Genomic DNA, 25,432 nt, shown 5'->3' with positions numbered 1-25,432 from the left:
GCTCCCCTTTCCTTATCAATCGAATCACCAATCGAACACAACCGCTTTTCCCTTATAAGCGTTCCGGCCGTGTGCGGCCAAAACGGCCTCGACCGTTTCCGCGTGCACATGAACCGCGATCAGCCGCTCGCGCAGCGCCGGGCCTTCCTCCGCCAACAGGGCCAAAGCATCCGCCCGAACGTCGTACTGCTTCCAAGGCTCAACCGCCAGCCAGTCCGCGCCGGTCAAATCCAGCGCCGGAAACAAGGAATCGTCCGCGTCCTCCGGCACCTCCGCCGCCTGACTCTCCGATTCAAGGGAACCGGCTGCTTCCACCGAAGAAGACGCAAGCCGGATCACCGCCGCGTCCCCGAATCCGTCAAGTTCCTCCAGCCGCCGGACCACGCGGCTTGCTCCCCACTCCCGCAGGAAAGCGGCGGGAACCGGACCTGGCGCGCACACGGCGATCTCCTTTGCTTCCCGGTCCAGCAAACGCAGCAGCGTTACCCCCAGCAAGCCGCAGCCGTGCAGCACAACCGCCTCCTCCCCTTGCAGCTCCTGCACCGCGCACAGCGCGGCGGTCACCAGGGGAAAAAGCAAAGCGTCCGCCTTATCCAGGCCGGGCGGAAGAGGCACCAGCAGTTTTTTGCGGCAGCGGGCAACCGCTTCGGCCGACAGCCGGACGAATTTTTCATAAAGAGCCGGAAGCAGCAGCACGTCTCCCGGCCGGATGCCCGGCTCGGGAAAGTCCGCGCCCTTTTGCTCCACGACCGCCACGCTCGCATAGCCGTTCAGGTCCGCAAACGGCCCTTTTTCGGTCAGCTCCCGGAGCAGGCTTTGCTCCCTGTCCAAGCCCGTCAGCGTATGCACCACGCGAAGCAGGATTCCGTCCGCTCCGGGATCGGCGCAAAAAGGCGCCACGGCGGCTTCGGGCTTTCCCGAGGCGCCGGGCACCAATCGAATGTTTTCCAGCATAGGGTAGGATTCGCTCATGATTACTGGTACAGATGATCCGGGATCTCGACGCTCCGCCCGCCCGCGAACGGCGAGTGGAACTGGGGCAGCCAGCCGTGCACGGACAAACGGTTCTGCTTGTCGAACCCGGCGATCAGCATCCCTTTGCCGTCGTATTTGCCGAGCGTGATCCAGGTCCGGTGCCGGCGGTCGGGCAGCTCCCCGGTCAGATGCCGCATCCGGGCGGCAAACACCAGATAGCGCTCCAGGCTCATGGCAAGCTTTCCGTCCCGCTGGTAGATGCGCTCGATTTCCTGTCCTTTTTTGTCCAGATGCTCCGGTGCCGGAGTTTTGGCGGTTTTGAACCAGAAATCCTCCGCCTCCGTCGCTTTCCCGGCCAGTTCGTCGGTGAGCGCCCAGCTGTCCAGATGGAACAGCCGGCCCAGTTCCCTGCGGGTTAACCCTTGCGGCACGCAAAGAATCAGTTCGCCTTTGTCCCTCGCTTCGCGCATCTCTTCTTTCGTAAAATACGGCAGCTTCAGCTGAAACGGCCGGCCCAGGATATACTCGATCCCCATGGCCCGGTACCAGGCCTCGGTTTCCTGCCGGATGAATTCGGGCTCCAGCTCGTCTTCCGCGCCGTTTTCGGCAAACCGGTTCAGGTCCAGCCGGTGAATCACCTTTTCCTCGATCATGGAATGAATGGTATCCAGGGCGCTTTCGCGCAGCGCTTGCGTATCCGCCATTTTATCCGTTTCCTCCTCCAGGAATGATTCTGTGCCTTGCCGTATGTCGCCAGTTCGATTATTCCGGTTAATCGTTCCTTCGCTTCCACAGCCGTAAACGGCTTCTTCACAGCATTCGCAAAAGCTCGGGAACGACCTCCCCGACATCGCCAATGATCCCGTGCGTCGCTCTTCCGAATATCGGGGCGTCCGGATCGCGGTTGATGGCCACCACCGTCTCCGCTTTCCCGAACCCGACCTGATGCTGAATGGCGCCGGACACGCCGCAGGCGATGAGAAGCTTGGGGGCGACGGTTTTGCCCGTCAAGCCGATTTGCCGCGCCGGCTCAAGCCAGCCTTCCTCGACGAGACGCCGGGTGCCGCCAAGCTGGCCGCCAAGCTTGTCCGCCAGCACGCGGACGAGCTCCAGCCGGTCGCGGGATTCCACGCCCATGCCGGCCGTGACGACGATCTCCGCCTCTTCGATCCTGCCGCCGCCAGCGGCGCCGAGCAGCGGCTTCAGGGCTTCCAGCCGATAGACGGAAGACTCGGAAGCTGCGGCGTCCGGCCATTCCGTCACGATGGCGGGAGGGCCGGACGCCGGGACGGCGGGGGCAAATACGCCCGGCCGGACCGTCGCCATCTGCGGCCGGTGCCAGGGGGTTGCGATCCGGGCGATGCAGCTTCCGCTGAGGGCCGGCCGGGAAGCCAGCAGCCCGCCGGAGCGGTCCAGCTCGATGCCGATGCAGTCCGCCGTGAGGCCGGTTTCCAGCCGGGCCGCCAGCCGGGGGAACAGCGAACGGACATGAACCGTCGCCATGCCGAGCAAAACCGAAGGCCGATGAGCTGCCACGATCTCGGCAAGCAGACGGGCATAAACATCCTCATGCCAGCAAAACAAACCGGGGCGGTCCGCAACAAGCATTTCATCCATCCCGTAGGCCGCAAGCGCTTGGGCCGGCAAACGCGAGCCTTCGCCCAAAAGAACGGCTCGGACCGGCCATCCATGCTTTTGCTTCAAGCTGTTCCCGATGCCGGCCAGCTCCAGCGCCTCCGGGGGCAGCTGGCCTTCCCTCGCCTCCACGTAGAGGAGGATGCTCTCCTCCTCCGGCCGGACGCTATCGGTCCGCTTATGGAAAACTTCCGGCCGGTTGCCGCTCATCATGCTTGCCCTCCTTCCCTGCAATCCTGCGGATTTCCCCGAGCAGCTCCGTGAGCCCGCCGGGTTCCCTGCCGTATTCCACCGTCCGGCAGACGGTTTGCGGCCGGATTCGGCTTGTCTTGAGCACGACTGTCGCTGACCCCTTTATCCCTGCTTGCTCCTCCGAAAGCGGCAAGTCCGCGAGCGACCAGACCTCGACAGCAAAAAGACGGGCATTCGCCCGTCCGCCCACCGTGGGCTTGCGCGGCTCGTTAATCGGCCGGGTGACGCCAAGCAGCGCCGGGTATGGTAGGCGAAGCGTCAATTCCGCCTCCTCGGTTGTTTTGCGAACCGTCAGCTCCCGTTTGGCGGTGTCCACCTCCGTTATCGCAACCACTTGCGTCAGATGAGGCAGCGCCAAAAATTCGGCCAAAGCCGGGCCTACCTGCGCGGTATCACCGTCCATCGCCTGCTTGCCGGTAAAAAACAGATCGGCTCCGCCCAGCTTGCGGACCGCCGCCGCCAACGTACGGGAGGTGGCCAGGGTATCGGCACCGGCAAACGCCTTGTCCGTTAACAGCACCGCCCGGTCAATCCCGAAGGCGGCGAGCTCCCGCAAGTTTTTGGCGCAGGCGGGCGGGCCCATGGACAACAGGGTAACCGTTCCGCCTAACGACTCCTTTATCCGGAGCGCTTCCTCCACCGCGTGGAGATCGGCGGGGTTGTTGATCAGCCCGGCCTTTCCCCGGTCCGCGCCGGGGTCAGAAGGCTCCCAGGAGCGCTGCATATCGGGCACCTGCTTGACACACGCCACAATCCTCATAACCCGCCTCCTCTTTCCCGTTTACGCAATAATTTACGGCTGCCCCCGCCCGCTTCGACTGAATCCGGCAGGGCCGTTTTTTCATTTCCCTCCTTCCGGTAACTTCGATGCCAACCTCCACCACCGTTTCCCGGTTGAGCAGCCCCAACGAGATTTTGGCGCGCTGCTTGCGCAGATCGATTTTTTTGATCCATTCCTCCCGGTTAAACAGCGGCCCCGACTCCACGACCACCCCATCCTCGCGGCAGCAGACCTTTGAGTAGCCCAGAACCCCACTTTCATCCAAAACCCGCAGCAGGACCGCCATCTCTTCGTCGGGGATTTCCTGGTAGTACAATTCCTCCTGTTCGCGGTAAGAGGTGGAGCAGTACTGGCGGCTGGGATGCAAAACCTGAAAAACGGCGGGGATCTGCTTGAGCTGGTAGTACCGAGCTGCATTCATCCGGGTTTTGATCAGCACATACCCGGGAAAAAGCAGCTTTTCCACCGTGCGCACCACACCGTTTTTTCGTTCGGGAACTCTTCTTTTCGGAACCAGACATTCCATTCCCGGCGCAGGCATTCTCCGCAAAATCAGCTCCTTGATGACTTCCTCGCAGCCTGTCCGGACGTAAAGGGCGTACCACTTCATAGCAGCCTCCTCCCCTCGGAAACAAAAAAACAGCTTGTCAGCTGTCTTTTCCTGAAGTCTATGAATGTTCCTATTTTTGGGCATACCTTCCCCCTTTCATGCAGGAAAGCAGCCGCACTACCCGATCGTATCCTATGTCCTCTTCCAGTACGCCGTGAGCCGAAACATCGCCGGCGTAGCCAAAAGATTCTTGTTCAGCAGCTTGTCTTGCGACAAGAGCGGACAGGTTCTGGTTCTATCCTATTGCAAATGCCTTTTTCTGTCAATAACCCATAAGACAATTTACTATATCTCTATTTTCTAATAAATCTATATTTTTACTTTTTCCGCAAAAAAAAGCCGTCCGGCCCGAAGGTTGAACGGCTCTCTTGCTCGCCTGCCTATGCAGACTGCGAATTAGTACAGATGACATGCAACAAAGTGGCCGTCTTCCGCCGCTTTCAAAGGCGGCATTTCTTTGGCGCACACTTCCATCGCATGCGGGCAGCGGGTCCGGAACGGACATCCGCTCGGCGGATTCAGCGGGCTCGGAACTTCGCCCTCCAGAATAATCCGTTCGCGCGTGCGTTCGATTTCCGGGTCGGGAATCGGAATCGCGGAAAGCAGCGAAACGGTATAAGGATGGAGCGGTTTGGCATACAATTGCTCGGAGGTCGTAAGTTCGACCAGTTTGCCGAGGTACATAACGCCGATCCGGTCGGAAATGTGCTTGACCATCGCCAAGTCATGCGCGATGAACAAGTAGGTCAACCCGCGTTCCTTTTGCAGCTTCTGGAACAGGTTGATTACCTGCGCCTGTACCGAAACGTCCAAGGCGGAAATCGGTTCGTCCGCTACGATGAATTCCGGCTCAATCGCCAAGGCGCGGGCAATCCCGATCCGCTGGCGCTGGCCGCCGGAAAATTCGTGCGGAAACCGTCCTGCATGCTCCGGATTCAGACCGACCGCTTCCAGCAGATCGAAAACCCGCTGGCGGCGTTCTTCCCGGTTTTTGGCAAGACCGTGGATATCGATCCCTTCGGCAATGATATCGCCAACGGTCATTCTCGGGTTAAGCGAAGCATACGGGTCCTGGAAGACCATCTGCATGCTGCGCGTATAGTTGCGCTTCTCTTTGGCGCTCATGTTCTTGATGCTCTTGCCGTTGTAAACCACATCGCCGTCGGTGATGCCGTAAAGACCGATGATGGTTTTGCCGGCCGTGGATTTTCCGCAGCCGGATTCTCCGACGATGCCCAGCGTTTCGCCTTTCTTGACGCTGAACGTTATGCCGTCGACCGCCTTCAGCTTTTTGTTGCCGATATTGAAGTGCTTCTTCATATCGCGCACTTCAAGAATGAATTGTTCGGATTGTTCAGACATGGACTGCGCCTCCCCCATCGACAGGCTGCTCGACCTTGGGTGCATCCGGGTGGTTTAACCAGCATGCCGCGCGGTGATTGCCGCCGAGTTCAAATTTCTCCGGATCGTGTGCCATGCACACTTCCATGGCGTAAGGACAACGTTCGGCGAACGCGCATCCTTTGGGCGGGGCGAACAGATCGGGCGGCGTTCCGGGAATCGGAACAAGGTCGCTTTTGTTCTCCGCGTCGAGACGGGGAACGGAACGCAGAAGGCCCCAGGTGTACGGGTGGCGGGATTGGTAGAAGATTTCATCCACCGTGCCTTCTTCCACGATCTTGCCGGCGTACATGACGACGACGCGGTCGGCCATTTCCGCCACAACGCCAAGGTCGTGGGTAATCAGGATAATGGAGGCCTCGGTTTTTTCCTTGAGCTCCTGCATCAGATCAATGATTTGGGCTTGAATCGTTACGTCAAGCGCCGTGGTCGGTTCGTCCGCAATCAGAAGCTTCGGATTGCAGGCAAGCGCGATGGCGATCATAACCCGCTGACGCATCCCGCCGGACAATTCGTGGGGATACTGTTTCAGCCGGCCTTCCGGGTTGGAGATGCCGACGAGCTTCAGCATTTCCAGCGAACGTGCCAGCGCTTGCTGCTTCGTCATTTTCTGATGCTTGATCAGCGTTTCGGAAATTTGCTTGCCGACCGTCATGGTCGGGTTAAGCGAAGTCATCGGGTCCTGAAAAATCATGCCCATTTCGGAACCGCGCACTTTTTGCATTTGTTTCTCGGACAGCTTGGTGATCTCGGTCGAATCGTTGAACCGGATCGAGCCTTTCTTAATAAAGCTGGGGGGCGTCGGAACAAGGCGCATAATCGTTTGGGCCGTAACGGATTTTCCGCAGCCCGATTCGCCTACGATCGCCAGAACCTCCCCTTTATCCAAATGGAACGTCACACCGCGAACTGCCTGTACTTCCCCCGCATAGGTGCGGAAGGATACCGTCAGGTCGTTGACGTCCAGAATCCGTGTCTTCTCACTCATGTTCGGATCTCCTTCCTTATTTTCGGAGCTTCGGATCGAACGCGTCACGCAGGCCGTCGCCCAGCAGGTTGCAGCTGAGCAGGATCAGGCTGAAAATGACCGTCGGAATCAGCAAACGGTAAGGGTGGAACTGCAAAGCGTTGATGCCGTCGCTGATCAGCGCCCCGAGAGAAGCGAGCGGCGCTTTGATGCCGAGCCCGAGGAAGCTCAGGAACGCTTCGGCAAAGATAGCCGAAGGCACGACAAAGGTAATTTGTACGATGATGATGCCAAGCGCGTTGGGGATCAGGTGCTTGCGGATGATCCGCCAAGGGCTGGACCCGAGCGTACGGGCCGCAAGAACAAATTCCTGCTCTTTGATTTGCAGAACCTGGCCGCGCACAAGACGCGCCATGCCGACCCAGCCGGTGATCGAGTACGCGATGATAATCGTCGTCACGCCCGGTCCGAGGAACATGATCAGCAGGATGGAAATCAGCAGATACGGAATGGAGTAGATAATTTCCATGATACGCATCATGATGTCGTCAACGCGGCCGCCGAAATAAGCGGAAATCCCGCCGTAAAGGACGCCGATCACCAAGTCGACAAACGCGGCGACAACACCGATGAACAGAGAGATACGCGTGCCCCACCAAACCCGGGTCCACATGTCGCGGCCGAATTCGTCGGTGCCAAACCAGAAATTTTTATTCGGGCTTTGATCCACCGAGTTGTAATCCTGGAAATCATACGTATGGCTCGTCAGAAACGGGGCGACAATGGAAACAATGGCCAGCACAATCAGGATGACCAAGCCGCCCATGGCCATTTTATTCTTTTTCAATCTCCGCCAGGCGTCCTTCCAGTAGTTAAGCGCCGGACGAACAATTTTCTCATTTCCCAGCTGATCCCGGATGACCGGGGTAAACTGCGCTTTGGTGATCTCTTCCAAGCTTAATTCCTCCCCTTCGCAATCCGGATACGCGGATCAATCAAACCGTAGGCAATGTCAACAATAAACAAGGCTATCATAAGGAGCGCGGAGTAAAAGATCGTCAGCCCCGCGATCATCGTGTAGTCGTTGGAAGTGATGGACTGTACAAAAGCTTTGCCCAAGCCGGGAACGGCAAAAACCTGCTCGACAATCAGCGTGCCGGTAATCAGGTTGACCGTAATGGTGCCAAGCGTGGTAATAACGGGAAGAATGGCATTCCGGATCGTATGCTTCCAGATTGTCGTTCCTCTCGAAAGACCTTTCGCTTTGGCGGTCTTGATATAATCCTGGCTAAGTACGTCCAGCATGGAAGCGCGCATTAGACGGGCTAATATTGCGACTGTCCCGAATGACAAGGCAATCGCGGGCAGAACACGGTATTGCGGTCCTTCCCAGAGCCCCGGAGGCAAACCAAGTCCCGGAAGCCTAACGCCGACATAATAGGAAAGAAGCGGTCCAAGCACCATCGAAGGCACGGCAACGCCTACAACGGCGGTGAACATCGCGCCATAGTCCAGTCCTTTATTGTGATTCAATGCGGCTACAATACCAAGCGTCAAGCCGACAATAATGGCGATGATAAGAGCCCACATGCCAAGCTCCGCCGATGCGGTAATGCCTTGCGCGATTTTTTCGGTAACTTTCGTGGTCGGGAATTGATAGGAACGGCCCAAGTCGCCCTGAAGCACGTTGCCCAAGTATTTCACATATTGCTCCCACAAGGGTTTATCGAGGCCAAGCTGCTTCATTAGAATCTCTTTTGCTTCGTCTGACATTTTCAGAGAGGCTTCTCCGAAAGGATCGCCGGGCAAATTTTTCATTAAAAAGAAAACAGCCGTGATGATGATCCATAGTGTAATCACCATGTACATCAATCGGCGAAGGATGAACTTAATCATTAAGGCACCACCCGAATCGATTTTGTTTAGACCACCGCCCTTCCCCAGTAAAAAACGGGCCGTTCTTAAGGTGCGGGAACGGCCCCTCTTTTATGGTGCTATTCAGGCAAAAGTCCGGATTACTGGATATCGACGTATTTCAGTTCCCATTCCGAACCGAAGGTCGGGAATACAAGGCCTTTGACAGCCGGGTTCAGCGCATATACTTTCGTACGGAAGTACAGCGGACCAACAGGCATTTCCTGCATCAGGATCTTCTCGGCGTCAACAAGCATTTGCGTACGTTTTGCCAGATCGGTTTCGTTCTGGGCATCCGTAATCAGCTTGTCGTAATCGGCATTGGACCAGTCGGTTTCGTTGAAGTCGCTCTCCGTCGTCCACATGTCGAGGAACGTCATCGGGTCATTGTAGTCGGCGCCCCACAGAGCGATAACCACATCATAGTCCTTGTTGTGCTGACGTTCTACGCGCAGTTCGTGCGGAACCGGGTCGGCAATTGCTTTAACGCCGAGGTTTTGCTGCCATTGCGCCAGAATGAATTCAAGGGTTTTCTTCGCGCCTTCGGTGTCGTCGGCCAGGATTTTGATTTCCGGCAGAGCGCTCAGGCCGAGCTCGGCGAGACCTTCTTGCAGCAGCTTCTTGGCTTCTTCCGGATTGAACGCCGGCTGCGTGTCGCCAGCCGTCGTGCGGAAGTCGCCGCCGTTGCCGTCGGAGGTACCGATCGGAACGTGACCGGTGGAAGGAGCGGAGCCGTTCTTCAGAACGATGTCGATGTGCTGTTGACGGTTGATCGCCATCGTCAGAGCCGAGCGGATCTTCGCGTTTCCGAGGGCCGGAACGTTTTTCGTTTGGTACATCAGGTACGCGTTCGTGAGCTCGCGTTTGATTTGCTCATCCGGCTTGCCTTTGTACTTCTGAACGAAGTCGCCGGCAAGGTCGGTCAGGTCGGCTTGTTTGGTTTCGTACAGGTTGACGGCCGTCGCGCGGTCTTTAACAATGTTGATGACAACTTTGTCAAGCTTCACGTTGGCGGCGTCCCAATAGCCCGGGTTTTTCTCGAATACGAGCTGCTGGTCGTGTTTCCATTCTTTCAGAATGAAAGGACCGGCGCCGATAACTTTGTCGGGGTCTTTACCGTATTCAACGCCCGTGGATTCAACCAGTTCCTGCTTTTGCGGGAAGAAGAGCGGGAAGGCCAGCTGCTGGGTGAACCAGGCAATCGGGCGCTCCAGCGTGATTTCAAGCGTCTTTTCGTCGAGAGCCTTAACGCCCATGGCGTCTTTGGCCGCTTCGATAGCAGCGGTATCGGCCGGATCGGTTTTCATGACCGCGTCGCCGCCCTTAACCCATGCCATCATGAAGCCGTATTGCGCTTGCGTATTGGGGTCAACCGTGCGTTGGAACGCTTCGACGAAGTTCGCTGCCGTTACCGGCGAGCCGTCGGAGAACGTGATTCCGTCGCGCAGCTTGATCGTGTAGGTCAGGCCGTCTTCGGAGACTTGCGGAAGCTCGGCGGCGAGGCCCGGTTGGGGCTGGCCGTCTTTGTCCAGACGATACAGACCTTCGTTCAAGGCGTTGATCATGGTGAAAGCGGCGTTGGTGGTCGCTTTCGAGCTGTCAAGATCGGGCGGTTCAGCGCTGTACAGAATGGTGATCTGCTTGTTGCCCGTTGCGGGCGCTTCGCTGGCCGCAGTGCCGTCCGTCGCGCTAGGGCTTCCGGAAGGAGACGTGGAGCCTTCTGCTTCTTTGTCGTTGCTGCATCCTGCTACTACTCCGCCGATCAAAGCGACGGCAGCGGCAGAAGTCCAAAGCTTCTTCATCTTCATAAAAAGCCTCCCCAATAATGATATGGTTTCTCTAGTACAAGACTACAACAAGCTGTCCCCGACTAATAAACTTACCCATAAGAAGTTCGAAGTGAAACAAGCAAACTTTCCATGTGAGATTATCTGCCGTGAATCGCTTGTTTTCATCTGCAACTTGTTACCCATTATACAACCATTGGTTAATAAAATCTACGACTTTGTAGTATTAATATTTTTTTACGTACCATTAATAATATTAATCTAAGTAGAGCTGTCACGCGGCAAAGCGTAAAACCGGCAAACACGGCTCTATCTTTCTTCCCCGTCCCGCTCCGCCGCTTCAAGCAGCGCAGCCACAAGATCGGTTGCCGGAGTCGGGATGCCGTGCGTTCTTCCCCCGCGCTGGACGGCCCCGCCGATCCAGTTGTTTTCCGTTTTTCTTCCCGCTTCGAGGTCCTGCAGCATAGATGAGCGGTTGGTCGCCGTTTGCCGGCAGAGCTCCACCGTCTTCGCAAAATGATCCGCCGGGAGCGGCCTCCCCTCCGCTTCCGCCACCAGGGCCGCTTCCTCGTGAAGGCGGGCCATAAGTCCCAGCCGGGCTTCCGTTTCCGGCAGCGCGCCGTTCGGCAGCCGCAGCAAAGCCGTCAGCGGATTAATGACTGCGTTCATCGCCAGCTTCTCCCACACGGCTTGCCCGATACCGCTTTCGCAATGGGCGGACAGGCCGGCATTCTTCATTAGAAGAGCCAATTCTTCACCGGCTTTTCTCCAGCCGCCCTCCTCTTCCGCTGCTTCAAAGGCCGGACCGATCCGGGTAACGCCCTCTCCCGCGTGGTATACTTCCCATGGCGACAGCTTCCGCGCCCCCTCCGTCGTCACCGCTATCCAGAGCCTGCCGGCGGGAAGCCCTTTTTTCAGCAAATCCAGATGTCCGATGCCGTTTTGGAAGCATAAAATCCGCGTTTCGGGCCCTGCGGCCGCTTCCAGCCGGCGCAAAAGCAACTCGGAAATATCGGTCTGTTTCACGCAAAGAAAGATCCATTCCGGCGTTTCTGCGGGTGATTTATCTTCTTCTGTCAGCTTAACTGCCGTCAAATGGCGAATTTCTCCTATCCCGTCCCGACCGGCAAGCCGGATGCCGTTCTTTTTCAGGAGAGCGGCCTGCGCACCGCTGCGGGGGCGAAGCACCACGCTCGCCCGCCCGGCCAGCTTGGCTGCAAGCAGCATGCCGAGCGAACCGGCTCCGACAATGTGAATCCGCATGCTGCCGACCGCCGCCTTTCATTCTCGCTTTTTTCCTTCTATATTATAGTGGACAGTCTCTTTTCTCTTCAACGGCAAAAAAAGCCGGGGCTCGCAATCCGCTCCTCCGGCTCTTGTCCGCGTTTCCTTATTCGATTCGTTCCAGGTTGCCGTTCGCGTCCATTTTGAACCGCGATTTGCTTTCTTCTTCCTCTTCGCCGAGAAACGCCAGCTTTCTGGCCCGGTCCATAATCTGCAGCAGCGCTTTATAGTCGTCATTGACGGTCCGGTAGTCCGTTTCGGCATGGTTGACCAGCCGGTCCAGGTTCTCGTTTTCCTCTCTCAGCCGCTGCAGCTCCTGGCGGTTTTCCTGAAGCTCCCGTTCAAGCTGCTTGGCCTGCCGGGTCAGCTCCTGAAAGGCCGATTTCCAGTGCCGGAGAAAGCGAATGACCGAATCGACCGAAATCCCGTCCTCGCTCATTATTTCGCCCCGCTGAAGCGAAGGCTCCGAGCCTTCCAGGCCCGCCAGCGCGCTTACGGCAGCGCCGCCGCTTTTCCGGCTGTGGCTTCTTTTTTGCCGCTGGGCTTTCGCGATTTGAATAGCCGCTTCATATTTTTTACGGACGAAGCTGTTCCAGCGGAACCCGCAAGCCGCGGATGTCCGTCCGATTTTTTCGCCGACTTCCTCAAATGCAGTAAGCTGCGTGCTTCCTTCCCGGATATGGCGGAGGGTCACCTCCGCCAGAATGAGATCGTCTTCATCTGTCCATGCGTCTTGTCTAACAGCCGACATATCTTTATTCCTCCTACGCTTTATAATGGCCTGCCGCCAAGCGGGGTCAGGGCATAACTCTGCCGTTTGTTTATCTGTATGCCTGTGGTAGAGTTCATAGAATCTATTTGTTACTATCCGGTATAACCAAATTCTTCGTTCCTCATACGTCCGCTCCGAACGGAAAAGCCTTTTCGGAAAGGGAAATCCGGCAAAAGTGCATTCAGCCCGCCCTCCCGTTTCGGCTTGCAACTATGCTATAATATAATTCGTCTCTTTTCCGAAGACGGCGCTATCAAGCCCAGAGACGACTAACCAAAAGGAGACCATCCATTGAAAAAACATGTGAAACGAACGATGCTTCTCTCTCTTGCCGCCACGGCGCTGCTTGCCGCAACGGCATGCACCGATAACAGCAAAGCAAAGGAAGAAACGCTTGCCGCTCTGGCGAAGCAGAGCGAAATGAAGCAATACGCATTCTCCGGAGAAGCCGATTTGAACGTGGGATTCGCACCGGCCGCCGAGGGAAGCAACCCGGCAACCGGCGATCTGCTGGCCATGTTCGGCAACAGCAAAATAATTTGGGAAGGGCTTTCCGCCGCCGATCCGCTGCGTGTCGAAGCGGAATTCAAGCTGGCGCCGGGCGGGTCGTCCGCCTCGTTCACCCTCCCGGTTCTTTTTAAAGACGATCTCATTTATATGAGCATTCCCTTGCTGAACAAAAAAGATGAGTATTTTTCCTTTGATATGAAAAAGCTCGCACCGGAAGGCCAAAGTCCGGCCCTAAGCACGTCGGGGCTGAAAAATGTAAACCAGGCCGTATCCAATTCGCTGCAAACGCTGCTCGGCGACCTGGAGGAAAAATGGTTCCGCGAGCAAAAGGAGAAGGTGACGTTAAAAGACGGCACCGAAGGGCGCGTCATTCGGATGGAGATCACCGAGAAAAACCGGGAAGCGGTCCAGAATACGATCCAGGCAAAGCTTCCTGAAATCGCGGACAGCCTGTCCAAGGACGGCTTGCTCTCAAGCTCGCAAGCGGAAAGCTTCAAAGCGGCGGCGCAGGCATCCTTTCAGGTGACCGGAGGTTCGTTTGAGCTTGCGCTGGACGATCAGGGCTTTATCCGCATTCAAACGATCGATGTGCAGTATACCGGCTCCGCGGATGCGGCGGAAAGCCGTCATATCCGGTACACTCAAACGTTTCATGCCATCAACGAGGCACCGGCCTTCCGGAAAGACACCCCCAAAAATGTCCGCCCGTTTGAAGAGGTGCTGGAGCTGCTGACCGCCGGCGCAGCCAAGAAGTAAAACGGCCGTGAAACGCAGCCGGATGTTTCGCGCTTCCGGGCGGCTCTCCGGCAGTCATTTTTGGAGCCAAGCCGCGATAGGTTAGGAAAGGGACAAATCCAGCCGAGGGGGTGCCCGTGTGGCAAAAGCGGCAAGGAGGCTGCTTGCGGCCTATCTGAGTTTGTATCTGATCCTGGCGGGTTCGTCGCCCGCCTATTCCGAACGGAGCATGGAGGAAACCCGCGCGCTGCTCCAAAAAAGCCTGACCGTCGCCCAGATTGACGAAGAAATCGGAAGAATCACCAAAGAGCAAACGGCGGTCGGCCTGAAAATCGCCAGAAGCAAAGCGGACATGACGGCCCAAGAAGAAAAGCTCGGCGAAACCCGCGAACGGCTGGGCAAAGTGCTGCGCTCCTATTACAAGGGCGAACGCGCCGGGTTGTGGCTGGCCGTATTCAAAACCGGTTCCTTCTCCCGCCTTTTGTCCGTCTACCGGTACATGGCTTACATTACGCGAAGCGACAATACCGCCATGGATTTGTACAAGAAGGAATACGACGAGCTCCGCAGCAGCCGGGAGCAGCTGGAGAACACGATGAACGAGCTGGCTTCCCTCAAAAACGATTTCCTCCTCCAGCGGGAACGCATGACCGGCCTCCAGAAGGAAATCGATCAGGCGCTCGCCGATTACCCGGATACGGCCGATTTGCTCGCGCAGCAAATGGATGAGCTCAAGCAGGATTGGCAGGAGCGCGGATTGCCCTTGTTTCGCCAGTATTTTAACGCCATGGCCGATTCGATGCAGAAGCTGCCCGGGGAGATCGTCGCGGACAAGGAGAACCGCTTTTTGTCCGGGAATGCCTTGACCATCCGCGACACCGACCTTACCCGCCTGCTCAAAAAAGACAAACCCGAGCTCTCCAATTTGACGCTGACCTTCTCGGACAACCGGTTCCGCGCGGAAAGCGTGGAAGACGACGTGTTTGCCACCATTGTCGGGTATTATACGGTGGAGGAAGAGCCCAACCGGCTCCAGTTCCATGTGGAGTCGTTGGAATACAACGGCTTTCCGCTGGACGATACGACGTGCCGGACGCTCGAGCGGGACTACGACCTCAGCTTCACGCCCAGTCTCGTCGTCTCCATGCTGCGGGCCAAGGAAGTCTCGCTCGACGACGGCAAGCTGACCATCAAGTTCTCCATCCGGTTTTAAAAGACGGGAAGCCGGGACAATGGAGCATCCGGCGCCAAACGAAAAAGAGCAAGCTTCGGGCATGGTTGCCTGAATGCTTGCTCTTTTTGCGGTTTTCATATGGGGGAAGGAAACAGGCTAATCCGCTGCCTCCGCGACCGCCTCGAGATAACCCCGAAGGTCAAGCGCGCCGCTGGCTAGGGAGAACGCCGCCTGAGCTGTACGCTCGTTGCGCTCCTCCTCTTCCGCTGTAAAGGGCAGCACTTTGCCGTGCCGCACGAGCCAGGTAAACGAAGCGTACTTCTCTTCCTGGAGCAAGGATGTGTCGGAGTATCCCGAAAGAAGTGCGGGAAGACGGCGGGAAAGCGTCCACTGCCGCTCCAGGAGACCGGGGTCCGTTACTTTGCGCACCCATTCCATGGCGGCCGCGGAGTTTTCGCTTTGGGCGGACATGGCGTAGCTTCTCCCCTTCAGCCAGGAGCCAACGACGTCGCCGCCGGCCGTTAGGGGCAGCGAAGCCAGCTTCAAATCCTCATGCAAATTCGCCTCATAGGCGGAAACCGTCGTTACCATAGCGGCCAGCTTGCCCTGCCGCAGCTTCTCCCAGGGGTCCCAGCGGTCGGAGCGGGCGGGGTAGTTCTTGGCGTACTGCATCGGGTCCCAGGTTTTGGACTGAGGTACCAAAAACTCGCCGAACTCCTGCAGCACGTCGGGAACACCGGCATCCGCAAAAGGCGGACGCTCCGCGTCCGGAAGCTCCTCCGCAAAAGCCGAATAAAGCGACAAAGCCGCATAATAATCCGCTGCGTCAAAATAAATTCCATAGGAATCGGCTTCCGGCTTCATAAAGGCCCGGTTCCATTCCAGCAGCTCCTGACGGTTGGAGGGTGCGGCGGTCCACTGCTGCTCCAGCGCTTTCTTCTCATTCCAGACCAGGATATAAGGATCTACATCCTTGGGCACGCCCCACAAAAACCCGTTCCATTTGACCTGCTCCAGCGCGGAGGGCACATATTCCGATTGGGTGTCGGTGGTGAAGTACTCGCTTACGGGCGCAAGAAAACCGAGGGCGGCAAACTCCTGAAGCCAGCCGTTCTCCAGCAGCATCAAATCCGGTGCCTCGCCCATCTGCGAGGCTTTTTTGAGCTGGCCGTACTGTTCGCTAGGCGCCGTATTGGCAAGCGTCACCTTCACATTCCGGTGCTCTGCCATGAAGTCGTCGCTCAAGCTCTGCAGAAGGGCGAATTCATTCTCCGTCAGGGAAACGGAAACCGTCAGCTCCGTCTCGGCTTCCCCTTCTTCGTCGGCTCCCGGCTTGTCCACCTGATTGCTCTCAGGACCCGCCACCCGGACAGGATTGCTCTCCGTTGCGCTCATAAAAGGAATAAACAGCAAAATCGCAAGCACCAGAATCGTAACCGTCGCGAACAGGCTTCTTCTTCGGTTCAAGCAAATGACTCTCCTTTGTCGCGGTGTTGCCCCTCTCCCGTTCTTCTCTCTGCCCCTATCATAGCAGAAAACAACCCGGCGAGGCGAACCAATTGCGGTCCTGAATATAGCAAACGCCCGGTCGGAGAGACCGGGCGAAAGCCGGGATGGGAACGGCTGCGCACTACAGCAAATCCGCCGCCAGCTGGGCAAGGTTGGAGCGTTCGCCTTTTTCCAGGGTGATGTGGCCGCTCACGGCCTGATCCTTAAACCGCTCCACGACATGAGTCAAGCCGTTGCTGGAAGCGTCCAGGTACGGATGGTCGATCTGCGCGGGGTCGCCCAGAAGCACGATTTTGCTGCCTTCGCCCACACGGGAGACGATGGTTTTCACCTCATGGCGCGAAAGGTTTTGCGCTTCGTCGATAATGATGAACTGCCCCGGTATGGACCGCCCGCGGATATAAGTCAAGGCTTCAACCTGGATGCTCCCCATGCCGGCGAGAATTTTATCGATGTCCCCCGCCTTTTTGGTGTCGAACAGATACTCCAGGTTGTCGTAAATCGGCTGCATCCACGGCCGCAGCTTCTCGTCCTTTTCGCCCGGCAGATACCCGATGTCCTTGCCCATCGGCACCACCGGACGGGCGATGAGCAGCTTTTTGTACTTGTGCTCATCCTCGGTTTTAAGCAGCCCGGCGGCCAGCGTGAGCAGGGTCTTGCCGGTGCCCGCTTTGCCGGTGAGCGTCACCAGCGGAATATCGTCATTCAGCAGCAGCTCCAGCGCCATCCGCTGTTGGGCGTTCCGGGCGCTGATGCCCCATACCGCTTCGCTGCTTGTATAAAGAGGCTCCAGCCGCTTGGCTTCGCGGTCCGCTTTCACCAGGGCGGATTTCGTCGTTCCCAGTTCATCCTTCAAGATAACGAACTCATGCGGCTGAAGACGCGTGCGAAGCCCGAGCGTAGCAACGTCCAAGCGGCGGTTCGAATAAAATTCGTCGATTACCGAAGGATGCACCGTCAGCGTCACACAGCCGGTGTACATATCGGAGGCCGGTACCAGATGGTCCGACAAATAATCCTCCGAACGGATGCCCAGCACATCCGCCTTCACCCGGACGAGGGTGTCCTTGCTGACCAGAATGACCGGACGCGGCTCCGGCTTTGCTTTTTCCTCCAAATGATAATTGAGGGCGACGGCCAGGATCAGATTGTCGTTGGACATTTCGCTGAAGGTTTCCTGCAATTTCTGAAAGCTCTTGTGGTTCAGCTCCACCTTCAGCGTCCCTCCGCCTTCCAGCGGGACGCCGTCGTGGAGCTTGCCGTCCGAACGGAAGCCGTCCAGCAGGCGGGACACCCGGCGGGCATTGCGGCCGATTTCGTCAGCCAGCCGTTTTTTGGAGTCCACCTCCTGAAGTACCGCCGCAGGCAGCACCACCTCGTTGTCTTCAAAAGCAAACAACGCATGGGGGTCATGCAGAAGAACATTCGTATCCAGCACAAAGATTTTCTTCATCCCAACCACTCCCGTCGTTTGATACATAGAAATCGTTCCGGCGGTCCAAGCTAAGGGAAACCGGTAAAAGAAAGGAAGATTTCGATGAGAGCGATTTTGATCCCCTTGGCCGTTATCCTTCTCCTCAGCGCCTGCGGCGGCGGTCAAACCCCGCGCGAGGGGATGCAGGAGGCCGGGCAGCAGGCCGGGCAAACGGCCCAGCAAGCCGCCAATGAAGGAATGCGGATTCTGGATGATGCCGCCTCCGGCGGCGAATCCCAGTCCGGACAGGATGCCAACAGCAAAGCGTCCCATCTGGCGGCGATTGCGAAGGGCAATCCCCAGGTAAAAGACGTCTACTGCCTGACGCTCGGCAATTTGGCCATTGTAGCGCTTGACGTTGCCCCGGACCTGGAGCGTTCGCGCGTCGACAGCATTAAATATTCCGTGGCGGAAGCGCTGAAAAAGGACCCGGACGGCGCCAATGCACTGGTGACGGCCGACCTCGATCTGACCCAAAACATCCGGGACATCAGCCGCAAAGTCCAGAACGGACAGCCGCTCTACGCGTTTACCAGCGAGCTCGGCGACATTCTCGGCCGGCTGATTCCCCAGCTGCCCCGCGATACCGCGCAGCAAGAGGGCGACGCCGGGCTTCCGCAGCAGCCGGGAGCGAACGCGCGGTAACCCCTCGCGGAAGAAAAGCCTGCAAGCAGCAAAGCCTAGCTCCGCAGGGACGGAGCTAGGCTTTGGTCATGGCGTCGAAGACTTGCACGTCCAGCTTGTCGGCGGCGCGCTTGTCGTAAATTTTCTCGTATTCCGGCTGCGCGGTAATCCGTGCGCCGTAAAACATACCGTCGCGGACTTCTTCGATCTCCAGATCGAAGCAGGTCAATTCCATGGGCGGGCCCTCCAGCGGATCGGCCGATACCCGCGCGGAGCCATAGAGCACATTTACCGTGCCCTCTCCGAAAAACGTCAAGGTTGCGCCGGGATTGGCCTTCAAATTCGCGACAATCGCGGATTTGGCATCCACGGCAAAGCGGACCCGGGACGGAACGGCCGCATACATCCACGAGATCGCGCTCGTGTGCGGAGTACCTCTCTTCGCATCGACAGTGGACAGCAATACCAGCTTTTCTTTCTGCAGCAGGGAAAACAAACGCTCGGATAAAACGGAGCCTTGTTGGGTCATAGGCTTGGTTTCCTCCTCGTGTAGGGAAGTGGCCTGCACGGATAGTATACCACAGGTGGACAAATCGGAACCAGCGCGGCATTCGCCCCTCTTTGTCTTACGACTTGCTCTCTGTATTCCTATGACGCCCGGAGACGGGTCATGATCAATCAAAAAACCGGCAGGCCCCGCGGGGCGCTACCGGTTTTTATACCGCCAATCAGGATTCCTGCATTTTCCGGTGCTTGTCGGCGCGTGCGCGCTCGTTTTTGTCGAGCAGCTTTTTGCGCATGCGGATCGATTTCGGCGTAATTTCGCAGTATTCGTCGTCGTTCAGATACTCCAGTGCCTGCTCCAGGCTGTACAAACGCGGCACCTTCATCGTCACCGTGCCCTCCTTTGTCGCGGAACGGACGTTGGTCAGCTGCTTTTCCTTGCAGATGTTGACGATGATGTCATTGTCGCGCGTATGCTCGCCGACAATCATGCCTTCATAAACCTCCGTGCCGGGCTGGACGAACAGAATGCCGCGGTCTTCCACGGAAAGCATGCCGTAGAGCGTGGAAACGCCGGATTCGCTCGCCACGAGCACGCCCTGGTGACGGCCGCCGACATTTCCGCCCTGATAAGGACCGTAGCTGTCAAAGGCATGGTTCATGATGCCGTAACCGCGGGTTTGCGTCAGAAAATGCGTCCGGTATCCGATCAGGCCGCGCGCCGGAATCAGGAATTCCAGCCGGACCTGCCCGTTGCCGTTATTGATCATGTTCACCATTTCGGCCCGGCGGGTGCCCAGGCTCTCCATAACGGCGCCCATGCTGTCCTCCGGCACATCGATGATCAGGCGCTCCAGCGGCTCCATCTTCTGGCCGTCGATCTCTTTGACGATGACCTCCGGCTTGGAGACTTGAAGTTCATAGCCTTCCCGTCTCATGTTTTCGATCAGGATGCCCAGGTGAAGCTCGCCCCGTCCCGAAACGATGAACGCGTCGGGGCTGTCCGTTTCCTCTACGCGCAGGCTGACGTCCGTTTCCAGCTCGTTCATCAGGCGCTCGCGCAGCTTGCGGGAGGTAATCCACTTGCCTTCGCGGCCCGCAAAGGGGCTGTTGTTGACCAGAAACGTCATCTGCATGGTCGGCTCGTCAATCTTGAGCACCGGCAGCGCTTCGGGATTGGTCGGGTCGGCAATCGTTTCGCCGATGTTGATGTCCTTGATCCCGGACACGGCCACGATGTCGCCGGCGGCCGCTTCTTCAATCTCGATGCGCTTCAGGCCCTGGAAGCCGAGCAGCTTGTCGATTCTGGCCTGCTTGATTCCGCCCTCGCGGGTCATGACGGCCACTGTTTGCCCTTGCCGGATCGTCCCGCGGTTGATGCGCCCGATGGCGATACGGCCCTGATACTCGTTATAGTCCATCAGCGTGACGAGAAACTGAAGCGGCTCTACCGGGTTTTCGGTCGGAGCCGGGATGCGCTCCACAATCGTATCGTAAAGGTCTTCCATAGTCGTTCCAAGGTTGTCCGAATCAAGACCGGAGATGCCTTGAAGCGCCGAAGCGTAAACAACCGGGAATTCCAGCTGCTCGTCGTTGGCCTCCAGCTCGATGAACAAATCCAGCACCTCGTCCACCACTTCGGCGGGACGGGCGTTCGGCCGGTCGATCTTGTTGACAACGACGATCGGCTTCAGGTTTTGCTCCAGCGCTTTGCGCAAAACAAACTTCGTCTGCGGCATGCAGCCTTCGAAGGCGTCGACAACCAGCAGCACACCGTCTACCATCTTCATAATCCGCTCCACTTCCCCGCCGAAGTCGGCGTGGCCCGGAGTGTCGACAATGTTGATCAGGTAGTCTTTATAGTGAATCGCGGTGTTCTTCGCCAGGATCGTAATGCCCCGTTCCCGTTCCAGATCGTTGGAATCGAGCGCCCGTTCCTGCACATGCTCGTTTTCCCGGAACGTCCCGGATTGCTGCAAAAGCTTGTCCACCAGGGTCGTCTTGCCGTGGTCAACGTGGGCGATGATGGCGATGTTGCGTATTTTATCCCTAGCTTGCATGCGGTTTAAAATCCTTTCTATGATGGGAATAGCCACAAAAGAAGCGCCGGATATCCGACGCTTGTACATTACATAATATTGTATCGGATTCCGTATGAAAACGCAACTCTCATTTTCATGGAAGCCGTCGGGCGAAGCCCGCAGCGGGGCTCCTAGTTCCGGCTCCAGCGGAGGATCAAAACCGTCAAGGCCGCAGCCAAAAACAGAAAAGCGAAGAAGACCACGTTCAGGGTCAGCAGCACCAGCAGGAAAAGCACCACGGAAAGCGCCGCCAGAATGATTCCGGCCGGGTTTACCCAGGAAGGAACCGTTTCCCTTCCTCGGGAAAAATAGGCCCATTCGTAAAGCCCCGCGCCGATGCCGAACACAAAAAGGGGCCAAAGGTACGCCATCGAATGCCAGCCGAACAACCCGCCATACAGAAAAAGCAGCGAATAAACAATCAGAATGCCTCCGGGGAGCAGCACCGCCGCCGGCCACCCTCTGCGGAAATAGGCGGCGTGTGCGGCCAAGCCCGCCGCCAGCAGAAGAAGCGGCCAAAGCAGCTTCAGCAGGAAGGCGATAACGCCGAGTTTTCCAAGCAAAAGGAACAGGGCGGCCGCAGCAATCCACAGCACCGCCGGCACTTGTTTCGTCTTCATGTCCAAACAGCCTCCAAACGCCTGACAGCATACGATCCGATAACGATACTCTCTCAGTTTAGCGGAAACCTCGGGCAAAGGCTAGTGTTCCCGGCGCGGTCAAAGGCCCGGCGGTTACGAAAGCAAACGAAACGGCCCCAGTCCGATGAAATGCTCAGCCAAGGCCGCTTCATTCATTTTTTGGAAAAAGAAAAGCTTGCGAAGAGGAGGACAAAGGGAATGGCGGCGGGTTTACGCCCTGATTGTCTCTCCCCTTCCGGCTCATTTTCTTTCGGCGGGGGCCGGAGTCAGCCGCTTGTACAGCAGCCCGCCGAGAAAGACGAGGGCGGCGGCCATATAGGGAATGGAGTGGGACAGCCCGGCAAACCCGTCAAAGCGGGAAAGCCCGGGGTCGGTGAGCGCCATTTCGCCCGCCGTATAGCCGAGAATCCCCGCTCCCAGATAGATCAAGAAGGGAAACCGGGCAAGAAGCCGCATGACGACGGTGCTGCCCCAAATGATCAGCGGAATGCTCAAGCCGATCCCCAAAATGACGACCTGCAGGTTGTCTCCCGCCGCCGCGGCTACTGCCAGCACATTATCCAGGCTCATGACCAGATCCGCCAAAATAATGGTTCCGACCGCTTTGCCCAGCGTCGCGGATTCCCGGACCGCGTTATGCCCGTCGTCGCTCACCAGCAGCTTGACCGCAATATAAAGAAGCAGGACCGCCCCGGCTGTTTTGATAAAGGGATACGAAAGGAGCACCACGGCGATGCCGGTCAGCACAATCCGCAGACCGATCGCTCCGGCTGCCCCCCACCACACCGCCTTGCGCTGCTGCTCCGGGGGCAGGTTACGGCTCGCCATGGCGATCACCAGCGCATTGTCCCCGCTCAGAACGACATTGATCAGAAGAATTTGCAGAAAAAGCAAGAGCCAGTCCGTCATGCTTTCGTTCGCTCCCTCCCTGCGTATACCGCACTCCGGCCGGGTAATAAATGCTGAAGTCTTGCGTATCCACAACTATGAAAGAGGTGTTTCTCATGACTGCGCTCACCGAAGAACAAATTGCCGTTTACCTGGGCAAGCTCGACGGCTGGGATTATGAAGGCGGGCGGTTGACCCGAACCTTCTCTTGCCCGGCCTACGCCAAGGGGCTCGACCTCGCGTCCCGGATCGGGAGCCTGGCGGAGGAGGAAGCGCATTATCCCGAGCTGCTCCTTCGCCGCGATACGCTGACCGTCTCCTTGTCCACCCCCGGCGAGAGCGGAGTTACCGGCAAAGATTTTTTGCTCGCCGAACGGATCGACGGCCTTGCCGGTTCCCTTTGTTAACGGCTCCGCCGGACAACCCCGCGCTCTTGCTTAAACGTATTCCCCTTTGATCAAAAGTATTCGTCGAACTTGTCTTCCTCCTGCTCCCGGATATACTGCCGGACCGCAGCCGCAGCCGCCTGCTCTTCCAGCTCGGGAAGCCAGTCCAGCGCTTTTTCGATCCGCAGGACGTGGGCCAGACTCGGACTGGTTGCGGGGGATTTCGGCACAAACAGCGTGCAGCAATCCTCGTAGGGCAAAATGGAAATATCGTACGTTCCGATCTTTTCCGCCTGCCGGATGATGTCGTTTTTGTCGCTCATGATCAATGGGCGCAGCAGCGGAAGATTGGTGCCGTGGCCGATCACGTGCAGGCTTGGCAGCGTCTGGCTCGCCACCTGGCCCAGGCTCTCGCCGGTCACGATGGCGCCGGCGCTGCGAAATGCGGCCAGCTTCTCCGCAATGCGGAACATGGACCGGCGCATAAGCGTGATCAGAAGCGAGTCGTTCCCGCTTTGATTCAATCGGGTCTGGATTTCCGTAAACGGCACCATGTGCAGAACAATACGGTCGGGCGAATAGAGTGCAAGCTTGCGCGTCAGATCGACAACCTTTTGCTGCGCCCGTTCGCTGGTGTACGGAAAGCTGTGAAAATGCACCCCTTCGATCTCCAGCCCCCGCTTCATCGCCAGCCAGCCGGCGACGGGGCTGTCAATCCCCCCGGACAGCATCAGCATGGCTTTGCCGTTGCTCCCCACCGGATAGCCGCCTGTTCCGGGAACGGAATCGGAGAAGACAAACGCCTCTCCGGTGCGGATATCGATTTTGAGCTCCATTTCCGGGCGGTGCACGTCCACCTTCAGCCTTCCGTCTTCGTTTCGCAGCAGGTAGCCGCCCACCAGATGACCCAGCTCATGCGAGGTATGCGGAAACCGCTTGTCGCCCCGTTTGGCCGAAACCTTGAAGGTACGCGGAAACGGGTCGCGTCCGCGCAGCCAAAGCAGCGCTTTCTCGCGGATGTCGTCCAGCTCCGGTTTTGCGATAAAAGCCGGGCTGTAAGAGACAAGCCCGAATATCCGGTCCAGCCCCGCCGCGATCGCGTCATAGGGCTCGCCGTTCAATACAATGTAGAGCCGCCCGTATTCTTCATGGACGGCCGCTTTTGGATACGGCGTCAGGAGCCCGGCGATCTGCCGGGCGATTTTTTGTTCAAACCGGCGGCGGTTTCGGCCTTTCAGCGTCAGTTCCCCCAACCGGACAATAATAGCCTCCGGCTGCATGTCATCAACCCCGATCTTCTATAGAATCAAGCCCGGTCAGTTTCTCCGCAGGCGGACAAACGCACGCTCCAGCTCGGCCGCCAGCCGGTCCATGTCGGCCTCCGTCTGCTCGTCGGAGAAACTGACCCGGAGTCCGTTTTTGGCCCGTTCCGCGTCCATGCCCATCGCCAGCAAAACCCGGCTCGGCTCCACCGAGCCGGACGCGCAGGCGGAACGGGTCGACACGTAGATGCCGGCTTCCTCCAGCGCATGAACGAGAACCTCCGAGCGGGTGCCCTCGATAGTGAAATGCACAATATGCGGCGCCATGTCCTTCTCTTCCGCGCTGCCGGTTACCCGTACCTGCGGCATACCGGCCAAGGCAGCGACCAGCCTCCTGCGCAGGCGGGCAAGCTTCTCGCAGGCCGAGGGGCGTGCCTCCTCCGCCATTCGGCATGCTTTCGCCATGCCGACAATGAGCGGGACGTTTTCCGTCCCTGAGCGCATGCCGCGCTCCTGCCCGCCGCCCGCCACCAGCGGCTCCAGCACCAGTCCGTCGCGCACGTAAAGGACGCCGGCTCCTTTGGGCCCCCGGATTTTGTGGGCCGACAAGCTGAGCAGGTCGGCTCCGATCCGCCCGGGGTCCACCTCCAGCTTGCCGAAAGCCTGAACGGCGTCGACATGAAACAGGATGCGCGGATGGGCCTTCAGCAGCCGGCCCGCCTCCGCGACCGGCTGAATCCGTCCGGTTTCGCTGTTAACCATCATCAGGCTGACGAGAAACGTATCTTTTCGAATCGCGCGCTCCAGGTCTTCCACCCGCACGGCCCCTGTATCATCGGGGGGAAGAAACGTCACCTCGTACCCCGCCCGCTCCAGCTGCTTGCAGCTTTCGTAAACGGATGCATGCTCGATCCCGCTGGCGATCAGATGCCCTTTCCCGCGCCGCAGCGCCGTTCCTTTAATCGCCAGATTGTTGCTTTCCGAGCCGCTTGCCGTAAAGACAAGCTCGCCCGGTTGGCAGGACAGCGCGCGGGCGATGACGGCGCGCGCTTTTGAAACCAGCTGCTCGGCCTCGGCGCCCAGTCCGTGAACGGACGACGGGTTGCCGAAATGCCGGCGCATGACTTCCGCCACCGTATCCACCACTTCGGGGCGGGGCGGCGTGGTCGCGCTGTGATCCAGATACAGCATCGGGCCTTTCCTCCTTTGTCTCCACACATGACAAGCCGTCCTTGTTCACCAAGGACGGCTTTTTACGGTCAAATC

General features: G+C 58.0%; 24 protein-coding genes. 4 read left to right on the top strand and 20 right to left on the bottom strand.

Features of this window, described 5'->3' with window-relative positions:
• Positions 1-24 precede the first annotated feature (24 nt).
• From AC6I6H_RS00710 to AC6I6H_RS00655, 12 genes are all read right to left on the bottom strand, one after another.
• The gene (locus AC6I6H_RS00710; RefSeq protein WP_497949462.1) at positions 25-954 is read right to left on the bottom strand and encodes an MDR/zinc-dependent alcohol dehydrogenase-like family protein; all 930 of its coding nucleotides are present in this window, start codon (positions 952-954) and stop codon (positions 25-27) included.
• Positions 955-974: 20 nt separating this feature from the next.
• Positions 975-1,679 (bottom strand): hypothetical protein, encoded by a 705-nt coding sequence (locus AC6I6H_RS00705; protein WP_497949460.1) that lies wholly within the window; start codon positions 1,677-1,679, stop codon positions 975-977.
• Between the two features lie 106 nt (positions 1,680-1,785).
• Positions 1,786-2,823 carry an electron transfer flavoprotein subunit alpha/FixB family protein gene (locus AC6I6H_RS00700; protein ID WP_497949458.1) on the bottom strand — a complete coding sequence of 346 codons (1,038 nt, stop codon included), beginning with the start codon at positions 2,821-2,823 and terminating at the stop codon, positions 1,786-1,788.
• Positions 2,789-3,622 (bottom strand): electron transfer flavoprotein subunit beta/FixA family protein, encoded by an 834-nt coding sequence (locus tag AC6I6H_RS00695; protein ID WP_497949455.1) that lies wholly within the window; start codon positions 3,620-3,622, stop codon positions 2,789-2,791. Before AC6I6H_RS00695 ends, AC6I6H_RS00700 begins: the two co-directional genes overlap by 35 nt.
• Positions 3,561-4,253, bottom strand: a complete 693-nt coding sequence (loaP, locus tag AC6I6H_RS00690) for an antiterminator LoaP (protein ID WP_497949450.1) — start codon at positions 4,251-4,253, stop codon at positions 3,561-3,563. Before loaP ends, AC6I6H_RS00695 begins: the two co-directional genes overlap by 62 nt.
• Before the next feature lie 396 nt (positions 4,254-4,649).
• A complete protein-coding gene (locus AC6I6H_RS00685; RefSeq protein ID WP_497949446.1) occupies positions 4,650-5,615 on the bottom strand; it encodes an ABC transporter ATP-binding protein in 966 nt (321 codons plus the stop codon).
• Entirely contained in the window at positions 5,608-6,642 is a 1,035-nt protein-coding gene (locus tag AC6I6H_RS00680) for an ABC transporter ATP-binding protein (RefSeq protein ID WP_497949444.1), read from the bottom strand. Before AC6I6H_RS00680 ends, AC6I6H_RS00685 begins: the two co-directional genes overlap by 8 nt.
• Before the next feature lie 16 nt (positions 6,643-6,658).
• Positions 6,659-7,576 (bottom strand): ABC transporter permease, encoded by a 918-nt coding sequence (locus AC6I6H_RS00675; RefSeq protein ID WP_497949440.1) that lies wholly within the window; start codon positions 7,574-7,576, stop codon positions 6,659-6,661.
• 2 nt (positions 7,577-7,578) lie between these two features.
• Complete coding sequence (locus tag AC6I6H_RS00670; protein WP_497949437.1) at positions 7,579-8,517, bottom strand: ABC transporter permease; 939 nt, start codon at positions 8,515-8,517, stop codon at positions 7,579-7,581.
• A gap of 119 nt (positions 8,518-8,636) precedes the next feature.
• Positions 8,637-10,343, bottom strand: a complete 1,707-nt coding sequence (locus AC6I6H_RS00665) for a peptide ABC transporter substrate-binding protein (RefSeq protein ID WP_497949434.1) — start codon at positions 10,341-10,343, stop codon at positions 8,637-8,639.
• A gap of 288 nt (positions 10,344-10,631) precedes the next feature.
• Positions 10,632-11,585, bottom strand: a complete 954-nt coding sequence (locus AC6I6H_RS00660) for a ketopantoate reductase family protein (RefSeq protein ID WP_497949431.1) — start codon at positions 11,583-11,585, stop codon at positions 10,632-10,634.
• Positions 11,586-11,712: 127 nt separating this feature from the next.
• Positions 11,713-12,357, bottom strand: a complete 645-nt coding sequence (locus AC6I6H_RS00655; RefSeq protein WP_497949428.1) for an RsfA family transcriptional regulator — start codon at positions 12,355-12,357, stop codon at positions 11,713-11,715.
• Positions 12,358-12,669: 312 nt separating this feature from the next.
• Here AC6I6H_RS00655 and AC6I6H_RS00650 point away from each other — a divergent pair, with 312 nt between their 5' ends.
• Positions 12,670-13,644 carry a hypothetical protein gene (locus AC6I6H_RS00650; RefSeq protein ID WP_497949424.1) on the top strand — a complete coding sequence of 325 codons (975 nt, stop codon included), beginning with the start codon at positions 12,670-12,672 and terminating at the stop codon, positions 13,642-13,644.
• Positions 13,645-13,762: 118 nt separating this feature from the next.
• Positions 13,763-14,836 carry a hypothetical protein gene (locus AC6I6H_RS00645; protein WP_497949418.1) on the top strand — a complete coding sequence of 358 codons (1,074 nt, stop codon included), beginning with the start codon at positions 13,763-13,765 and terminating at the stop codon, positions 14,834-14,836.
• Between the two features lie 117 nt (positions 14,837-14,953).
• Here AC6I6H_RS00645 and AC6I6H_RS00640 read toward each other — a convergent pair whose 3' ends face one another.
• Both AC6I6H_RS00640 and AC6I6H_RS00635 read right to left on the bottom strand, forming a co-directional pair.
• A complete protein-coding gene (locus AC6I6H_RS00640; protein ID WP_497949415.1) occupies positions 14,954-16,264 on the bottom strand; it encodes a sugar ABC transporter substrate-binding protein in 1,311 nt (436 codons plus the stop codon).
• 163 nt (positions 16,265-16,427) lie between these two features.
• Entirely contained in the window at positions 16,428-17,759 is a 1,332-nt protein-coding gene (locus tag AC6I6H_RS00635) for a PhoH family protein (RefSeq protein WP_497949411.1), read from the bottom strand.
• A gap of 84 nt (positions 17,760-17,843) precedes the next feature.
• On the opposite strand from AC6I6H_RS00635, the gene AC6I6H_RS00630 reads away from it, so the two are divergent.
• On the top strand, positions 17,844-18,425 hold the full coding sequence (locus tag AC6I6H_RS00630; RefSeq protein ID WP_497949407.1) for a YhcN/YlaJ family sporulation lipoprotein: 582 nt from the start codon (positions 17,844-17,846) through the stop codon (positions 18,423-18,425).
• 55 nt (positions 18,426-18,480) lie between these two features.
• On the opposite strand, the gene AC6I6H_RS00625 is transcribed toward AC6I6H_RS00630, so the two are convergent.
• From AC6I6H_RS00625 to AC6I6H_RS00610, 4 genes are all read right to left on the bottom strand, one after another.
• Positions 18,481-18,933: a pyridoxamine 5'-phosphate oxidase family protein gene (locus AC6I6H_RS00625; RefSeq protein ID WP_497949402.1), complete on the bottom strand. Its 453-nt coding sequence runs from the start codon at positions 18,931-18,933 to the stop codon at positions 18,481-18,483.
• A 199-nt stretch (positions 18,934-19,132) separates the two neighbouring features.
• Complete coding sequence (typA, locus tag AC6I6H_RS00620; protein WP_497949399.1) at positions 19,133-20,968, bottom strand: translational GTPase TypA; 1,836 nt, start codon at positions 20,966-20,968, stop codon at positions 19,133-19,135.
• A gap of 152 nt (positions 20,969-21,120) precedes the next feature.
• The gene (locus AC6I6H_RS00615) at positions 21,121-21,609 is read right to left on the bottom strand and encodes a hypothetical protein (protein ID WP_497949394.1); all 489 of its coding nucleotides are present in this window, start codon (positions 21,607-21,609) and stop codon (positions 21,121-21,123) included.
• A 261-nt stretch (positions 21,610-21,870) separates the two neighbouring features.
• Complete coding sequence (locus tag AC6I6H_RS00610) at positions 21,871-22,539, bottom strand: TerC family protein (RefSeq protein ID WP_497949390.1); 669 nt, start codon at positions 22,537-22,539, stop codon at positions 21,871-21,873.
• 95 nt (positions 22,540-22,634) lie between these two features.
• Here AC6I6H_RS00610 and AC6I6H_RS00605 point away from each other — a divergent pair, with 95 nt between their 5' ends.
• Entirely contained in the window at positions 22,635-22,925 is a 291-nt protein-coding gene (locus AC6I6H_RS00605) for a 4a-hydroxytetrahydrobiopterin dehydratase (protein ID WP_497949387.1), read from the top strand.
• A 50-nt stretch (positions 22,926-22,975) separates the two neighbouring features.
• Here AC6I6H_RS00605 and thiI read toward each other — a convergent pair whose 3' ends face one another.
• Together thiI and AC6I6H_RS00595 are read right to left on the bottom strand one after the other, a co-directional pair.
• A complete protein-coding gene (gene thiI / locus AC6I6H_RS00600) occupies positions 22,976-24,184 on the bottom strand; it encodes a tRNA uracil 4-sulfurtransferase ThiI (protein WP_497949384.1) in 1,209 nt (402 codons plus the stop codon).
• A gap of 36 nt (positions 24,185-24,220) precedes the next feature.
• Positions 24,221-25,357, bottom strand: coding sequence for a cysteine desulfurase family protein (locus AC6I6H_RS00595; protein WP_497949381.1), 1,137 nt, complete (start codon positions 25,355-25,357; stop codon positions 24,221-24,223).
• Positions 25,358-25,432 lie beyond the last annotated feature (75 nt).

It is taken from the genome of Gorillibacterium sp. sgz306347 (assembly GCF_059735245.1).
Note: the sequence above shows the minus strand (reverse complement) of the source record. Positions and strands in the feature narration are given on the sequence as shown.

What these genes read in the sequence shown, in the direction of transcription:
- AC6I6H_RS00710 (WP_497949462.1), bottom strand. Translation starts at nt 954, where the DNA reads ATGCTGGAAAACATTCGATTGGTGCCCGGCGCCTCGGGAAAGCCCGAA.
- AC6I6H_RS00705 (WP_497949460.1), bottom strand. Translation starts at nt 1,679, where the DNA reads ATGGCGGATACGCAAGCGCTGCGCGAAAGCGCCCTGGATACCATTCAT.
- AC6I6H_RS00700 (WP_497949458.1), bottom strand. Translation starts at nt 2,823, where the DNA reads ATGATGAGCGGCAACCGGCCGGAAGTTTTCCATAAGCGGACCGATAGC.
- AC6I6H_RS00695 (WP_497949455.1), bottom strand. Translation starts at nt 3,622, where the DNA reads ATGAGGATTGTGGCGTGTGTCAAGCAGGTGCCCGATATGCAGCGCTCC.
- loaP (WP_497949450.1), bottom strand. Translation starts at nt 4,253, where the DNA reads ATGAAGTGGTACGCCCTTTACGTCCGGACAGGCTGCGAGGAAGTCATC.
- AC6I6H_RS00685 (WP_497949446.1), bottom strand. Translation starts at nt 5,615, where the DNA reads ATGTCTGAACAATCCGAACAATTCATTCTTGAAGTGCGCGATATGAAG.
- AC6I6H_RS00680 (WP_497949444.1), bottom strand. Translation starts at nt 6,642, where the DNA reads ATGAGTGAGAAGACACGGATTCTGGACGTCAACGACCTGACGGTATCC.
- AC6I6H_RS00670 (WP_497949437.1), bottom strand. Translation starts at nt 8,517, where the DNA reads ATGATTAAGTTCATCCTTCGCCGATTGATGTACATGGTGATTACACTA.
- AC6I6H_RS00665 (WP_497949434.1), bottom strand. Translation starts at nt 10,343, where the DNA reads ATGAAGATGAAGAAGCTTTGGACTTCTGCCGCTGCCGTCGCTTTGATC.
- AC6I6H_RS00660 (WP_497949431.1), bottom strand. Translation starts at nt 11,585, where the DNA reads ATGCGGATTCACATTGTCGGAGCCGGTTCGCTCGGCATGCTGCTTGCA.
- AC6I6H_RS00655 (WP_497949428.1), bottom strand. Translation starts at nt 12,357, where the DNA reads ATGTCGGCTGTTAGACAAGACGCATGGACAGATGAAGACGATCTCATT.
- AC6I6H_RS00635 (WP_497949411.1), bottom strand. Translation starts at nt 17,759, where the DNA reads ATGAAGAAAATCTTTGTGCTGGATACGAATGTTCTTCTGCATGACCCC.
- AC6I6H_RS00630 (WP_497949407.1), top strand. Translation starts at nt 17,844, where the DNA reads ATGAGAGCGATTTTGATCCCCTTGGCCGTTATCCTTCTCCTCAGCGCC.
- AC6I6H_RS00625 (WP_497949402.1), bottom strand. Translation starts at nt 18,933, where the DNA reads ATGACCCAACAAGGCTCCGTTTTATCCGAGCGTTTGTTTTCCCTGCTG.
- typA (WP_497949399.1), bottom strand. Translation starts at nt 20,968, where the DNA reads ATGCAAGCTAGGGATAAAATACGCAACATCGCCATCATCGCCCACGTT.
- AC6I6H_RS00615 (WP_497949394.1), bottom strand. Translation starts at nt 21,609, where the DNA reads ATGAAGACGAAACAAGTGCCGGCGGTGCTGTGGATTGCTGCGGCCGCC.
- AC6I6H_RS00610 (WP_497949390.1), bottom strand. Translation starts at nt 22,539, where the DNA reads ATGACGGACTGGCTCTTGCTTTTTCTGCAAATTCTTCTGATCAATGTC.
- AC6I6H_RS00605 (WP_497949387.1), top strand. Translation starts at nt 22,635, where the DNA reads ATGACTGCGCTCACCGAAGAACAAATTGCCGTTTACCTGGGCAAGCTC.
- thiI (WP_497949384.1), bottom strand. Translation starts at nt 24,184, where the DNA reads ATGCAGCCGGAGGCTATTATTGTCCGGTTGGGGGAACTGACGCTGAAA.
- AC6I6H_RS00595 (WP_497949381.1), bottom strand. Translation starts at nt 25,357, where the DNA reads ATGCTGTATCTGGATCACAGCGCGACCACGCCGCCCCGCCCCGAAGTG.